This window comes from Dyadobacter chenhuakuii, assembly GCF_023821985.2.
Taxonomy (GTDB): domain Bacteria; phylum Bacteroidota; class Bacteroidia; order Cytophagales; family Spirosomataceae; genus Dyadobacter; species Dyadobacter chenhuakuii.
The window spans coordinates 3,168,331-3,182,526 of the sequence record NZ_CP098805.1; the positions used below are offsets into that span (position 1 = coordinate 3,168,331).

The window sequence follows — 14,196 nt, forward strand, 5'->3', positions numbered from 1 at the left end:
ACTGGAATTCTTACTCAACGGTTATCTCAAATTTGAAACATCATAAAAACATTAACATTGCCCTTGCGCTAAAGCCCTGATTTTTAAAGCGCGGGTCTCCATTTTATAGTCAAGAATGAACATTTTAATTGTTGAGGACGATCTGGTTGTTGCAAAACATCTTCAATATCTTCTTAATGGCTTCGGTTATGAGGCGAATGACGTTGCAACAGACTACAATTCGGCCGTCGAGCTGCTGAATACCAAAGTTTTTCATCTTGCGGTTCTCGATATCAGTATCAATGGTTACCAAACCGGGATCGATCTTGCGCATTACATCCGGGAAAATTTTAAAATCCCGTTTCTGTTCCTTTCAAGTCATGAAGACATTGCGATTGTAAACGCCGCTTTGCAGGCTTCCCCGCACGCATTTCTTCAAAAGCCCTGTCAAAAAATCACTGTTTACACGGCAGTAAAGCTGGCTTTGAAGAACTATCGCCTTGCGGCCTTGGCAGGTGAATCCAACGAGGAAGAAAAGCAGGATTCTACGGTCATTAAGGATGCGCTTTTCATCAAGGAGAAGCACATGTTTACCAAAATCCTGCTTGCAGACATCCTATATATCCGCAGCGACGACAATTATCTCGAATTGCATACCAAGAAAAAGAAATATACGATCCGGGAAACATTGAAAAATATGCTGCAGCAATTGCCTGCAAATTACTTCTTTAGGGTTCATAAGTCGTTTATTATCAACCTCAATGCCATTACATCCATCAATTACATTCATGTAATGATCAATGACATCGAGATCCCGATCACGAACGATAACAGGAACGAGCTGCTGAGCCGCGTGAAGACATTCTCATGATTTCCGACTTTTACCCCGGAAAATGACTGCTTCACCCCATTATTTTGCCTGCAAGCTCACTACGAATTATTATTACACCACGTAAGAACCCTCTTCTATTTTTACTATTAGTAGTTACCAGCAGCCTGAACTTCAACCTTTAATAAAAAAATTTGAAGTTCAGGCATCCAATTGATTTACAAAAACGTAAATGGTGTAAACTGAGATTTTTCTGCATAGCATCGACCATGATGCGCCGACATAACCTAAACTAAATTATTACCATTAGTTTTTTTTATTTTAATATCGTTGAGAATAATTAGACATCCCCGGGAATACATTCCCTGGGATGTTTTGTTTTAATCTTATTTTAATGCGTGGAATAATATTTTAGGAGGATTTTTCAAAGGTCCTATTCCTAATTTTTAACTCCGCTTTTCAATATGCTCATCCAGGCAGTACGACACACTTTGGACGAAATCGATCATTTTCTCAGTCAAGTTTCAGCCGATCAGTACAATTATCCTTGCCCCCAACTCAGCGGTTCTACGATCGGGCAGCATACCAGGCACATTATCGAGCTGTTTGAATGCCTGATCAATCAATATGACGAGGGCACGATCAATTACGACAACCGTTGCCGGAACCCGCTCACCGAAACTTTGCCGGATTACGCCAGGGAATGTGTAGAAAAAGTCAGGAAGTCGATCAATAAGCCGGATAAGCAGCTTATGTTGGCGCAACGGATCGCGGGTGAGCGCATTACACTTCAATCCAATTACCATCGGGAGTTGCTTTACAATCTCGAACATTGCATTCATCACCAGGCACTAATTAAAGTCGCTACCGTTGGCATGCGCGATTTGCAGGTTCACGAGAATTTTGGTGTAGCGCCTTCCACTATCGAATTCAAAAAGCAATGTGCACAGTAACATACATTTGGGCGAATGGCAGGGCAATCATTACGTCCAACCGCGACGAACACGTGAACCGTCCTGCTTCCCTATCGCCGCAGTCCTATATGGTGCACGGTAAGCGGCTGATTTTTCCGAAAGATCCGCAAGCAGGCGGGACCTGGTTTGTCACGGACGAGGCTGCCAATGTGGGCGTTTTGCTCAATGGCGCAGCAGTGCGGCACATTTCAAGAGGCAGTTACGTAAAAAGCCGGGGGCTGGTTTTGCTCGATATCATTGCCGGATCTTCGCCTATCGAAACATGGCATGCTTATAATCTGACCGGTATAGAGCCATTTACCATCATCTTGATGCAACAGGGAAAGCTGTATCAGCTTCGCTGGGATTTTATACAAAAAGAGACCCTTGTACTCGATGCGACTGAAAATCATATCTGGTCATCCTCAACACTTTATTCAAAAGAAATTCAAGAAGAAAGGAAAGAATGGCTGGCCGCGTTCGTGGCCGGTAAGGAGGACATTGATGCCGAGGATATGAAGTATTTTCATATGTACGCGGGCAATGGAAATGAAAAAAACGGATTGATCATCAACAGAAACGATATTATGAAAACGTTCAGCATTACGCAAACGGTCATTGAACAAAATAAAGCAGCGCTCTTTCATTACGATTTGCTGGAAGAAGCGTCATTTCCAACCCATTTGTAATTATTTAACCGTTCTTTTTTGAAAAAATTAGCACTTCTGCTTCATAAAGTAACGCATTGGGAATACTGGCCATTCGGCATCGTTTACATTCCGATGCACTTCGTCTGGTTTTATTACTCCTTCCGGGCTAGGTCTTTCTTTTTCTTCAATGCATCAAATCCGACCATCAAAAATGGTGGTTTCCTAATGGAATCGAAAAAGGAAATTTATGATATCCTTCCCGATCAATATTATCCAAAAACCATTCTGGTAAGGCTTGGTGATATTTTTGAAACGGTTGCAGAAGAATGTGTCCGGGTCGGGTTACATTATCCGCTGATCGCTAAACCGGATATCGGAATGCGCGGAATGGCTGTGCAAAAGTTGGAAACGGATACAGATCTTGCAATGTATTTCAAAAAGGCTGACTTTAACTTTCTGATCCAGGAGTTCGTTGACTTGCCCAACGAAGTAGGGATTTTCTACGTCCGCGAGCCGGATCAAAGCCAAGGAAAAATTACCGGGATAGTCGCCAAAGAATATCTCATCGTGACTGGCGACGGAAAATCGAGTTTAAGAAATCTCGTTGAAAGCAATCCGCGTTACCATTTACAATTGGGTGCGCTTTCAAGAATGTATGGTGAAAAATTGCTCGACATTCCGGCACGCGGTGAACTGGTTAATCTGGTCCCTTATGGAAACCATGCGCGGGGTTCCAGGTTTATCAATGCAACGCATCTCGCAACGGACCGGCTTACCGAAACCATCAATAAGCTCTGCACGCAGGTGCCGCACTTCTATTATGGGAGGCTGGATATCAAATATAACACATGGGAAGAACTTGAAAATGGACAAAACATTTCCATCATTGAGCTCAATGGCGCAGGCAGCGAACCCACGCACATTTACGATCCCGGACAATCCATTTTTGTAGCCTGGAAAGAAATTAGCAGACATTTCGGAATGCTTTTCAGGATCAGCATGCAGAATTACAAAAAAGGATTTCCTTTTCTGACGTTTCAGGAAGGTCTGGAAATGTTCAGGCAAAACAGCCTGCACGTGCGGAAATTAGAGAACTTTTGAAATAAATGAGAAGTCTGAAAAATCTGGGCGTTGGATTCCTGGTCAGCTTAGTAGGCTCATTACCAATGGGTTATATAAATATTGTAGCACTTAAAGTGTTTGATACGCAAGGCTTACCTGCGCTGATCTCCTTTTTGCTGGGCGTGGTGACCATTGAATTTTTCCTCATCCTGCTAACGCTTAAAGGCGCGCAATGGCTGCTTAATCATGAAAAAATCGTCAAAGCGGCGGAATTGCTTTCCATCGTATTCATTGTGCTAATCGCATTATCCTTTTACACTGAGCCAGCGAATGCTGCCACGGGCGACAACATTTCAAGCCATTTCCTGGTTGCCTATCCCCCGCTGGTGCTTGGGCTTTTTCTTAATGCGATCAATTTTGTTCAGGTTCCATTCTGGACTGGCTGGAATGTCTATCTGATCAACGCAGCGCTGATCAATGTAAAAGGCAAACAAAAGTATGCTTACGTAACCGGCACATCGGTCGGAACATTCAGCGGCATCTTGGTTTTTGTGTTGTTTTTCCAACAGCTTTTTCAAAAGGCCTCGGGGTTCAGTTCGCAGCTGGCTTACCACTTTTTTCCGGCCATAATGCTGCTATTGGCTGCTTTTCAGGCATTTAAGTTTTATAAAAAACATTACCAAACTCAGGGATAGATCAGATATTTCTTGCGCATATCCTTGTAATTTCCCAGTCCGGGCTCCCAGCTTTTGCGAATCTCTTCCTCAGAAACACCCGCAATAATCTGCTTTTTTAAATTTTCAGTGCCAGCTAATTTGTCGAAGTTGCCCATTTGCTTGCTTTGGCTCATGTCAAAAAACCTGGCTTTTTCGGGATAGGCTTTGTACATATCCATGATCCATGCGAGATTCAGTTTTCCTGATTTTTCGAGTTTAGCAATGTCGTATTTCCGCAGATCGAGCCCGTAGCACTCCTGATCCATATGCAATGGCGATTCGCTCATGCCTTTGATGCTTTTCGGCTTAAAAACAAAATCGTATTTTCCTTTCAGTAACGGTGCGCCTAAAACGGTAAAGGGCATGTAAGTCCCGCGTCCCTGACTGATAATGGTGCCTTCAAACATGCAGATATGCGGGTAAAGCATTACAGACTGCTGTGTGTTCAAGTTTGGCGATGGCATCACCGGCAATGTATATGGCGTTTTGTGGTCATAGTTGGCCACTTTAATGATCTTCAATTTGCATTGCATTTTGTTTGGCAGCCAGCCTTCGCCATTGATCATCTGCGCAAATTCGGCGATGGTCAAGCCATGCGAAACGGGAATTTTATACATCCCGATGCCCGAACGCAAATGATCTTCCAGGATCGGACCGTCCACCAGGAAACCGTTCGGGTTAGGGCGGTCAAGGATGAGCATCTCCTTGTTTGTCTCGGCGCAAGCCTCCATCACATGTCCTAATGTGTTGATATATGTATAAAAACGAGCCCCAACGTCCTGAATGTCAAAGATCATCAGGTCTATACCGGCCATTTGTTCCTTAGTAGGCTTCTTTTGCTTGCCATAGAGTGAAATCGCAGGGATGCCCGTTTTAGGATCCACGCTGTCGCTCACTTTATCGCCGTTGCTGGCCGTTCCCCGAAAACCATGTTCCGGACCGAATATCATCACCACATTCACACCCAATGCCACCAGGCTGTCTACAATCGGTGTTTTCCCAATGATGGAAGTCTGGTTAACCAATATCCCGATCTTTTTCCCTTTCAGATAATCCAGATATTCCGAAACCTGATCTGCTCCTGTAACCGGCGACTTGGCAGATGCCACCGGATTTTTACCAACATTTAAAGAATCACCTTCCGTTATGGCAGGCGTCTTTTGTGAGGAAGAATTAACGCAGTTGCTGAACAAGCAGATGCATAGTGTGAGGCATAGTAAGGTGGAAATTGATTTCATTGGATTCAGGATTAATTTTAGAATAAGCGCATTTGTCCGGCCCGCATAAATTGCGTCGTATCGAGGCCTGGCAACACGGCATCCTTGAAATGTTTACGGCAGGCATGCGCGTGAAGCTGCCTGATATTTTCTGCAAAGTTACCTTCGCCAACCATTCTGCGACCAAATTGAGAGTCATTCAAATTGCCTCCGTGACATTCCGCGATCTGGTTCAGGACTTTCGCCGCGCGGTCAGGAAAGTGGTGATGGATCCATTCTTCAAACAAAGTGGAAATGGCACCATTCAGCCTCACAATCGTATAATTGGCCCATAATGCGCCGTTTTCAGCAGCCGCCTGCACAATTGCAGGAATTTCGTGATCATTTAATCCCGGAATGATCGGCGCGGTCATTACGCCCATTGGCACACCCGCTTCGTGCAGGGCCTTCACAACCTGTAACCTGCGTTTTCCCGTCACAGTCCTCGGTTCCAATGCGCTGCGCAAATCTTCATTTAATGATGTGATGGAAATTGCGCCGTGTACCAGGTTCAGCTTTGCCAGCTTTTCCAACACGTCCAAATCCCTGAGTACCAAAGCATTTTTGGTCAAAACACTCACCGGATTGCGATATCTGAGGCAGATTTCCAGCATTTGCCTGGTTAAGCGATATTTTTTCTCGCCAGGCTGGTAGCAATCCGTGTTTCCTGAAAAATGAATGACCTTAGGCTCCCAATTTTTCGAATTGAAAAGCTTTTCAAGCAACTGAGGGGCGTTTTTCTTAACAATGATCTTCGTTTCGAAATCCAGCCCGGCAGAATAGCCCCAGTATTCGTGGGAATTGCGTGCGTAGCAATAAATACATCCGTGTTCGCAGCCCCGGTAAGGATTAATGGAATGAAAATGACCCAGATCCGGGCTATCCGTAACGCTGAGCAATGTTTTGGAATGCTCTTCGATAAACTGCGTTTTCGGGTTCACCGCCGGTTCTTCCCACTGCTGCCAATCCTCCGATATGTATTCTATTTCATGCTTAAAAAATTTGTTATGGGTGTTAATAGCAGCCCCCCGGCCCCTAGCCCTGTTGTCCATGTTTGGTTGATGATGAAGTGTAATTTTGAATGACTGAATGATTGAATGACTGAATGTTTAATATTCAGTCATTCAGTCATTCAATCATTATTTTATATAACGAAAGTCCTCGTCGCCTTTTAGCGACAGCAATACGTCGTACATGAGTTGGATTACATTCTGAACGTCCTCTTTGTGAACCATTTCCACGGTGGTGTGCATGTATTTCAGCGGAAGTGATATCAACGCCGAGGCGATGCCTTCGGTTGAGTAGGCAAATGAATCCGTATCGGTTCCTGTCGAACGGCTTACTGCCTGGCGCTGGAACGGGATCTTTTTCTCGTCGGCAATGCGGATCAGCATATCGCGCACATTGTTCTGCACAGCAGGTCCGTAGCAGATTACCGGCCCGCCACCGCTTTTCAGATCGCCCTGCTCCTTCTTGTTGTACATGGGCGACTGCGTGTCGTGCGTTACATCTGTAACGATGGCCAGATTGGGCTTTAAACGCCGCGCGATCATTTCCGCTCCGCGTAATCCGATCTCTTCCTGCACGGCATTCACCACATATAATGTAAAGGGCAGTCGAACATTATTCTCATGCAGCATCCGCGCCACTTCGGCTATCATGAAACCGCCCATTCTGTTGTCCAGTGCGCGTCCCAGGTAATATTTGTCATTCAATTCATCCAGCCCGTCTGCAAACGTGGCAACCGTTCCCACGTGAATGCCCATTTCGAAAACTTCGTCCTTTTTGGAGGCGCCCACGTCGATGAACAATTCATGCACTTTGGGAACGGCATCCTTGGCGACGTCCCTGACGTGTATCGCAGGCCAGCCGAAAACTCCTTTTACAACGCCTTTTGCCGTGTGCAAATTCACGCGCATGGAAGGTGCAATGATCGCATCCGAGCCTCCGTTGCGGCGCACATGAATGTAACCGTCATCTGTAATGTAGTTCACAAACCACGAAATCTCATCCGAATGTGCTTCGATTACAACTTTGTAGTCCTGGCCTCCGCCGATCACGCCCACAGCCGTTCCGTAGACGTCCACAATGGTGTCTTCAATGTAAGGCTTGATGTAATCCAGCCATATCTGCTGACCACTTGCTTCGAAGCCGGTCGGCGATGCATTGTTCAGGTATTTATAAAGAAACTCTCTGCTTTGGTCTGACATATTTATCAAAATTACTTACTAAAAAATGCTGTTAAACAACGCCTTAATCAGCGCTTAATGTTGTTTCAAATAGCCCCAGAAAGCCCATAACCGTCTTTTTTTAAGATAATCCAGATCGGCCTGATGCTGATATGCCTCCCGCTCGAAAGAAATGTGGAGATAGGCGAGATAATGCTTTTTGTACTGGATCAGGCGGACTAAATATTCGGCAAAATACCAAATATAAAAGAGAATCAAACCCAATTCAAGCTGTTGCCGCAAATGGATTCGCTCGTGGTTGATCAGGAAGCGGCTGCATGGTTTTCTTTTAACCAAAATGAATGGAAACAACGCCATACCCTCCACCCAAAGGAAAGAAACATTCAATAAAAATCCTTTGAATTTCATAGCGGCGACCGTGATCCAAACCAATTTAAAACAAAAATGTTGGATTGCGAATGATCCAACATTCTCCAATCCAACATCCTATTTATGTCTTATGAAATTACTCGCTGAACCTGCTGATATCCAGGACTTCAAATTCCATCAATCCCGCAGGGACCTTAATTTCCGTTGTATCTCCTACTTTTTTACCCAGCAAACCTTTCCCGATCGGCGATCCCACGGAGATCTTGCCTGTTTTCAGGTCCGCCTCTTCTTCTGAAACCAAAGTATATGTCACTTCCATTCCATTTTTCCGGTTTTTGATCTTCACTTTGGAAAGCACCGCAACCTGCGAAGTGTCAATCGATGATTCATCGATCACCCGCGCATTGGACATGATCTCTTCAAGCTTGGCAATTTTCATTTCATGCATTCCCTGCGCATCCTTCGCCGCGTCATATTCTGCATTCTCGCTCAAATCGCCCTTATCCCGCGCTTCTGCAATCTGTTTTGCAATCTCCGTGCGGCCTTTTGTTTTCATATCATTCAGCTCATTCCTCAGCTTATTTAATCCTTCTTCCGTATAGTATGAAATTTTAGCCATGACCTTAAATTGGTTTACAATCCTTTAAATTTTTGAAAGTTTGAATAAAAAAAAAGAACGGCTCTAAGACCGCTCTACAAGAGTTACAACACTCGTAGTAGAAGGCTAGAAAACCTTATCTTTTCGGTTCGTATATGATTTCGTCTGTATCATAATTTTCTGTTAAGAACGACAAAAATAACAATATTTGTAAATGGTATCACCATTTTTTATCCAAAAGCGGTAACAAACTATGTCAACCCCGTTAAGAATAATTTTCATGGGAACGCCCGAATTTGCGGTCCCGAGTTTAAAAAGTCTGGTCGAAAGCAATTCTAATGTTGTGGCTGTCATAACTGTTCCCGACAAGCCCGCAGGCCGCGGACAGAAGCAAACCGCATCGCCTGTTAAGCTATACGCAGAAGCGCAGGGCATTCCCGTTTTACAACCCGAAAAATTGAAAAATCCTGAGTTTCTAGAAGAGCTCAGGTCCTATAAAGCAGACTTGCAGGTCGTGGTCGCATTCCGCATGCTGCCCGAAGTCGTATGGAGCATGCCACCGAAAGGAACATTCAATTTACACAGTTCACTCCTCCCGCAATATCGCGGCGCGGCGCCCATTAACTGGGCCGTCATCAACGGGGAAACCGAAACCGGCGTCACAACATTCTTTATTGAAAAAGACATTGATACCGGAAAGATTATTTTCCAGGACAAGGAACCCATCCACCGGGAAGATGACGCGGGCTCTTTATATGAACGATTGATGGAAAAAGGCGCGAGACTAGTTGTAAAGACTGTAAGAGCGATCGAGGCAGGCAATTATCCGCAGGAACCGCAGGAAGAGCCCGCCGAAATCCGCACCGCCCCCAAAATTTTCCGGGAGACCTGCGAAATCGACTGGCAAAAACCCGCATCAGCAATCCATAACTTCATTCGCGGCCTTTCTCCCTACCCCGCCGCCTGGACAACCCTTAACGGACTGTCGTGCAAAATCTTCAAATCGAGCATCGTCGAGTTTGAAGCCAACGACACCCCAGGCCAGTTCCGGACAGACAGCAAATCCTATCTTTACTTCAAGACAGGCGACGGCTGGCTATCCATCGAAGTTTTGCAACTGGAAGGAAAGAAACGAATGGAGATCGGGGATTTTTTAAGGGGAAACAGGCTTTGAATAAGCAGTCTCCAAGCATTCATTACACACTATAACTTTATCAAAATGGCGGACACTTTTTCACAAGTTCATTTACATTTCGTTTTTACACCCAAATTCCGGGCATCTCTTATCCATACTTCCTGGGAAGCTGATTTGCACAAATACATTACCGGCATCACCAGAAAGAATACGCATAAAATGCTTGCAATCAATGGCACTGAAGACCATGTGCACATGCTGATAGGATTTCAGACTACGCAATCCATCGCAGCATTCATGCAGGACGTCAAAGCCGACTCGTCGCAATGGATTAATAACAACAGGTTTTGCAAAACGAGATTCGAATGGCAGGCAGGATATGGTGTTTTCTCATATAGCAAGTCCAGCGTAGACTCCGTTATCCAGTACATTTTAAATCAAAAAGAGCACCACCGGAAGATGAGTTTTCTTGACGAGTATAAGTTGATGTTGGAAAAATTCGGAGTGGATTACAAGGAAGAATACATTTTCAAAGCCCCGGAATGACAATAGGCAACCCCGGAGAGATAGATTTTTGGCAGAAAAGCAATTACCAGCCCAATCCCGGAGGGATATAATATCGGTAGCAGCAGCGGTCATCAACATTAAGGCAATCCCGGAGGGATGCAATATTGGTAGAAACGATCATCAACAATAGGCAATCCCAGAGGGATATAATATCGGTAGCAAAATAGTTAGGACGGAAATAATAAATCCCGGAGGGATGTAATATCGGTAGCAAAATAATTTATACGAAAAAATAAATCCCGGAGGGATGTCACGGGACACTCTATGTTACATCCCTCCGGGATTTTCATGCGATACGCATATTTCGTTGCTACCGATATTGCATCCCTCCGGGATTTACATGCGATACGCATATTTCGTTGCTTCTGATATTGCATCCCTCCGGGATTTTCATTCGATCCACAAATTTCGTTGCTACCGATATTGCATCCCTCCGGGATTTACGTGCGATACGCATATTTGATTGCTACCGATGTTGCATCCCGCCGGGATTTACGTCGATGCACATATTTGATTGCTACCGATATTGCATCCCTCCGGGATTTACATTCTACACACATATTTGATTGCTACCGATATTGCATCCCTCCGGGATTTACGTGCGATACGCATATTTGATTGCTACCGATATTGCATCCCCCTCCGGGATTTTCATGCGATACGCATATTTCGTTGCTACCGATATTACATCCCTCCGGGATTTACGTTCGATTCACATATTGATTGCTATCGATATTGCATCCCTTCGGGATTTTCATTCGATTCACAAATTTCGTTGCTACCGATATTACTTCCCTCCGGGATTTTGCTGATGCATTTTTTGGGCGTTTTTCTACCGATATCTCATTCCTTTGGGATTCCGACGTTGCGTCAATGTTATCTTTGTTGCTCCCTTAATATCCTTTTGACCGTTTTATACATTCATATTCTTAATTAAAATGCAAATTTCAATCATCGTAGCCGTATCGGAAAACGGCGTTATAGGAAAGGATAATCAACTTCTCTGGCGGTTGCCGGATGATTTGAAACGGTTCAAGCAGCTCACGTTGGGGCATCCGATGATCATGGGACGGAAGACATTTGAATCCATTGGCAAACCTTTGCCCGGGCGGACTTCTATTGTGATCACGAGCCAGAAGGATTTTAATGCGGAAGGCATTCTGGTTGCGCATTCGCTGGATGAGGCGCTGGATGTTGCCAGGAGCCTGGAAGAATCGGAAGCATTCGTGATCGGCGGGGGCGAAATTTATAAGCAGTCGATGCCGCTTGCAGACCGGCTATATGTAACCGAAGTCAAAACAATTATCGATGGAGACACTTACTTTGAAATCACCGATCCGGGCGCGTGGAAAGAAACGGAGCGGATTGTGCGTGAGGCAGATGAGCGGCATAAATGGAAATTTGAATTTGTAAATTACATTAAACAAAAATTTTAATAAGTACCTTTGGGGCATAACCCACAGTGATTATCAGCGCAATGCAAGTTTTAGAAGAAAAAACAGCACTATCACCTATTATTGAGGTGCTTTCGGAGACATTTGAAATTCCTCAGCTCAAAAAAAAGCGGCGTGTTCACGTTTTGCTTCCCCACGATTACTACGAAAACCAGGAGCAGCGTTATCCGGTCCTATATATGACGGATGCGCAGAACCTTTTTGGTGAAGGCTCGCCTTACGGCAACTGGGAAATCGATAAAAGCCTGGCTGAACTGGCCAGGGAAAATAAAGCAGGCGTAATTATCGTGGCGATTGACCATGGGGATGAAGAACGCATCAATGAATTTTCTCCTTACGACAACCCGCGCCTGGGAAAAGGACTTGGCTCTTTATTTTTGCGCTTTGTTGCTGAAACGCTTAAACCACACGTAGATGCCCATTACCGCACCAAGCCCGAGCGCTTGAACACGGGCATGGGTGGAAGTTCGGTGGGCGGATTGCTCAGCATTTATGCGGCGCTGATGTTCCCGCACGTTTTCGGACGCCTGATGATCTTTTCGCCGTCGCTATGGATTTCGCAGAAGGTTTATTTCGATGCCATTCACTTTTTCGAGCCGTTTGAAACACGGATTTACTTATACGCCGGTGGCAAGGAAGGCGCTAATATGTTACCCAACTTTGAAAAATTACATAAGACGCTTGAAAACCAAGGCTTTGGTTATAAGCGTGTAAAAATTAAAAGTTCGGTCGATCCTGAGGGAGAGCATGAGGAAAAACAATGGAGCAAAGAATTCCCTAAGGCTTTGAGATGGCTGTTTTTTGAAGAATAAAACCCTTGATCACATTGATTTTGATCGCATTAATATAGAAAAGGGAGAGCGGCGCATTGCCCAGCTCTCCCTTTTTCATTTGTCAATAAGCTATTATAAGATATATTGGCTAAGGTCCCTGTTCTTCACCAGGGCAGAAAGCTTTTCTGAAACCAGTTCCGCTGTCACAACAATGTGTGAATCGGCGCCGATAACGTCCGGAATGTCGAACATGAAATCATTGAGTAACAAGCTCATTACAGTTTGCAAACGACGCGCGCCAATGTTTTCAACCTCGCTGTTCACTTCAAAAGCGATCCTCGCGATCTCTTTCAATGCGCTATCCTCAAACTCCAATTCAACGCCTTCTGACTCCATCATGGCCACATACTGTTTGGTAAGGGCGTTTTTCGGGGTTTTCAGGATTTGGTAAAAATCGGCTTCGGTAAGGCTGTTCAGTTCCACGCGGATGGGGAAACGTCCTTGCAATTCAGGAATAAGGTCCGAAGGCTTTGCAACGTGGAATGCACCGGCTGCAACGAACAGAATGTGGTCCGTGTTGATCACGCCGTGTTTCGTATTTACGGCACTTCCTTCTACGATCGGAAGCAAGTCGCGCTGAACGCCTTCGCGGCTTACATCCGGGCCGCCGCCTCCGCCCGATCTGCTGGATGCTACTTTATCAATTTCATCTATAAAAATAATCCCCAGGTTCTCCGCTTTCTTGATCGCCTCCATTTTCACCTCATCCATATCGATCAGCTTGGAAGCTTCTTCGTCCAAAAGGATTTTTCTGGCTTCTTCGACGGTCACTTTGCGTTTTTTGCCTCGGCGCGGCATCATGTTACCGATCATTTCCTGAATGTTCATCATAGAAACATCGTCCATTGCGCCGCCGATCATGCCTACATTAGGCGCCTGGTTTTGCTGCACTTCAATGTCGATCTTCCGGCTGTCGAGCTCGCCGTTGCGGATCTTTTCCCGGAAACGTTCCCTGGTCCGCTGGTTAAGCTCAGCATCGTTCTCGGGCATTACTTCGGACGTGTTATTGTCCGGTTGGATTTTAACTGAACTCGAACCATGAACGGGCGGGATCAGTGCATCAAGGATAATGTCCTCCACAGCCTGCTCGGCTTTGAGCTTTACTTCTTCTTTTTTCTGCGTCCGCACCATGCCCACAGCCTGCTCCACCAGGTCACGGACCATGCTTTCCACGTCCCGGCCTACGTAACCTACTTCGGTAAATTTCGATGCTTCCACTTTCACAAATGGCGCATCTGCAATTTTGGCAAGGCGGCGTGCAATCTCTGTTTTGCCCACACCCGTTGCGCCGATCATTAATATATTGTTGGGAATAATTTCCTTTTGTATATCCTCGGGACTATTCATTCGCCTCCAACGGTTCCTCAATGCGATCGCAACATTGCGCTTCGCGTCATTTTGTCCGATGATGTATTGGTCAAGCTCGAAAACGATCTGACGCGGGGTTAGGCGATTTAAGTGTTCAGTCATGTGATTTAATATCGATAGGTATTATTATTGGTTTTACTCAAAAATGGCCATGTTTTCCGAAAAAAGAGGCCATGCTTTTCCAGATTGATGAAAAGAACTATGCCGGTACAAAATGTCATGCTGGCGTGTTTCGGGA

At 45.1% G+C, this 14,196-nt stretch carries 15 protein-coding genes; 9 read left to right on the forward strand and 6 right to left on the reverse strand.

What is annotated here, in order from left to right:
* Positions 1-115: 115 nt before the first annotated feature.
* From NFI80_RS13075 to NFI80_RS13095, 5 genes are all read left to right on the forward strand, one after another.
* Positions 116-850, forward strand: a complete 735-nt coding sequence (locus NFI80_RS13075) for a LytR/AlgR family response regulator transcription factor (protein ID WP_233795557.1) — start codon at positions 116-118, stop codon at positions 848-850.
* Positions 851-1,272: 422 nt separating this feature from the next.
* Positions 1,273-1,761, forward strand: coding sequence for a DinB family protein (locus NFI80_RS13080; RefSeq protein ID WP_235162792.1), 489 nt, complete (start codon positions 1,273-1,275; stop codon positions 1,759-1,761).
* Positions 1,749-2,450 carry an NRDE family protein gene (locus NFI80_RS13085; RefSeq protein WP_235162791.1) on the forward strand — a complete coding sequence of 234 codons (702 nt, stop codon included), beginning with the start codon at positions 1,749-1,751 and terminating at the stop codon, positions 2,448-2,450. Before NFI80_RS13080 ends, NFI80_RS13085 begins: the two co-directional genes overlap by 13 nt.
* Before the next feature lie 18 nt (positions 2,451-2,468).
* Entirely contained in the window at positions 2,469-3,512 is a 1,044-nt protein-coding gene (locus tag NFI80_RS13090; protein WP_235162790.1) for an ATP-grasp domain-containing protein, read from the forward strand.
* Positions 3,513-3,517: 5 nt separating this feature from the next.
* Positions 3,518-4,168 (forward strand): hypothetical protein, encoded by a 651-nt coding sequence (locus tag NFI80_RS13095; RefSeq protein WP_235162789.1) that lies wholly within the window; start codon positions 3,518-3,520, stop codon positions 4,166-4,168.
* Here NFI80_RS13095 and NFI80_RS13100 read toward each other — a convergent pair.
* The 5 genes from NFI80_RS13100 to greA all read right to left on the reverse strand — a co-directional run bounded on the left by NFI80_RS13100 (position 4,159) and on the right by greA (position 8,622).
* A complete protein-coding gene (locus NFI80_RS13100) occupies positions 4,159-5,427 on the reverse strand; it encodes an exo-beta-N-acetylmuramidase NamZ family protein (RefSeq protein ID WP_235162788.1) in 1,269 nt (422 codons plus the stop codon). The genes NFI80_RS13095 and NFI80_RS13100 overlap by 10 nt on opposite strands.
* A 17-nt stretch (positions 5,428-5,444) precedes the next feature.
* Positions 5,445-6,497 carry a PA0069 family radical SAM protein gene (locus NFI80_RS13105; protein WP_235162787.1) on the reverse strand — a complete coding sequence of 351 codons (1,053 nt, stop codon included), beginning with the start codon at positions 6,495-6,497 and terminating at the stop codon, positions 5,445-5,447.
* Positions 6,498-6,584: 87 nt separating this feature from the next.
* Positions 6,585-7,655: a M20/M25/M40 family metallo-hydrolase gene (locus NFI80_RS13110; protein ID WP_235162786.1), complete on the reverse strand. Its 1,071-nt coding sequence runs from the start codon at positions 7,653-7,655 to the stop codon at positions 6,585-6,587.
* Between the two features lie 54 nt (positions 7,656-7,709).
* Positions 7,710-8,042 carry a hypothetical protein gene (locus NFI80_RS13115; RefSeq protein ID WP_235162785.1) on the reverse strand — a complete coding sequence of 111 codons (333 nt, stop codon included), beginning with the start codon at positions 8,040-8,042 and terminating at the stop codon, positions 7,710-7,712.
* A gap of 97 nt (positions 8,043-8,139) precedes the next feature.
* Positions 8,140-8,622: a transcription elongation factor GreA gene (greA, locus tag NFI80_RS13120; protein ID WP_026630790.1), complete on the reverse strand. Its 483-nt coding sequence runs from the start codon at positions 8,620-8,622 to the stop codon at positions 8,140-8,142.
* 232 nt (positions 8,623-8,854) lie between these two features.
* Between greA and fmt the strand changes: the two genes are divergently transcribed.
* The 4 genes from fmt (at position 8,855) to NFI80_RS13140 (ending at position 12,569) form a co-directional block, all read left to right on the forward strand.
* The gene (fmt, locus tag NFI80_RS13125; protein ID WP_255703270.1) at positions 8,855-9,775 is read left to right on the forward strand and encodes a methionyl-tRNA formyltransferase; all 921 of its coding nucleotides are present in this window, start codon (positions 8,855-8,857) and stop codon (positions 9,773-9,775) included.
* 45 nt (positions 9,776-9,820) lie between these two features.
* The gene (gene tnpA / locus NFI80_RS13130; protein WP_235162783.1) at positions 9,821-10,282 is read left to right on the forward strand and encodes an IS200/IS605 family transposase; all 462 of its coding nucleotides are present in this window, start codon (positions 9,821-9,823) and stop codon (positions 10,280-10,282) included.
* Positions 10,283-11,241: 959 nt separating this feature from the next.
* Positions 11,242-11,739, forward strand: coding sequence for a dihydrofolate reductase (locus NFI80_RS13135; protein ID WP_235162782.1), 498 nt, complete (start codon positions 11,242-11,244; stop codon positions 11,737-11,739).
* A gap of 41 nt (positions 11,740-11,780) precedes the next feature.
* Complete coding sequence (locus tag NFI80_RS13140; protein WP_235162781.1) at positions 11,781-12,569, forward strand: alpha/beta hydrolase; 789 nt, start codon at positions 11,781-11,783, stop codon at positions 12,567-12,569.
* A gap of 93 nt (positions 12,570-12,662) precedes the next feature.
* Here NFI80_RS13140 and hslU read toward each other — a convergent pair whose 3' ends face one another.
* A complete protein-coding gene (hslU, locus tag NFI80_RS13145) occupies positions 12,663-14,060 on the reverse strand; it encodes an ATP-dependent protease ATPase subunit HslU (RefSeq protein WP_233795546.1) in 1,398 nt (465 codons plus the stop codon).
* Between the last annotated feature and the right edge of the window lie 136 nt (positions 14,061-14,196).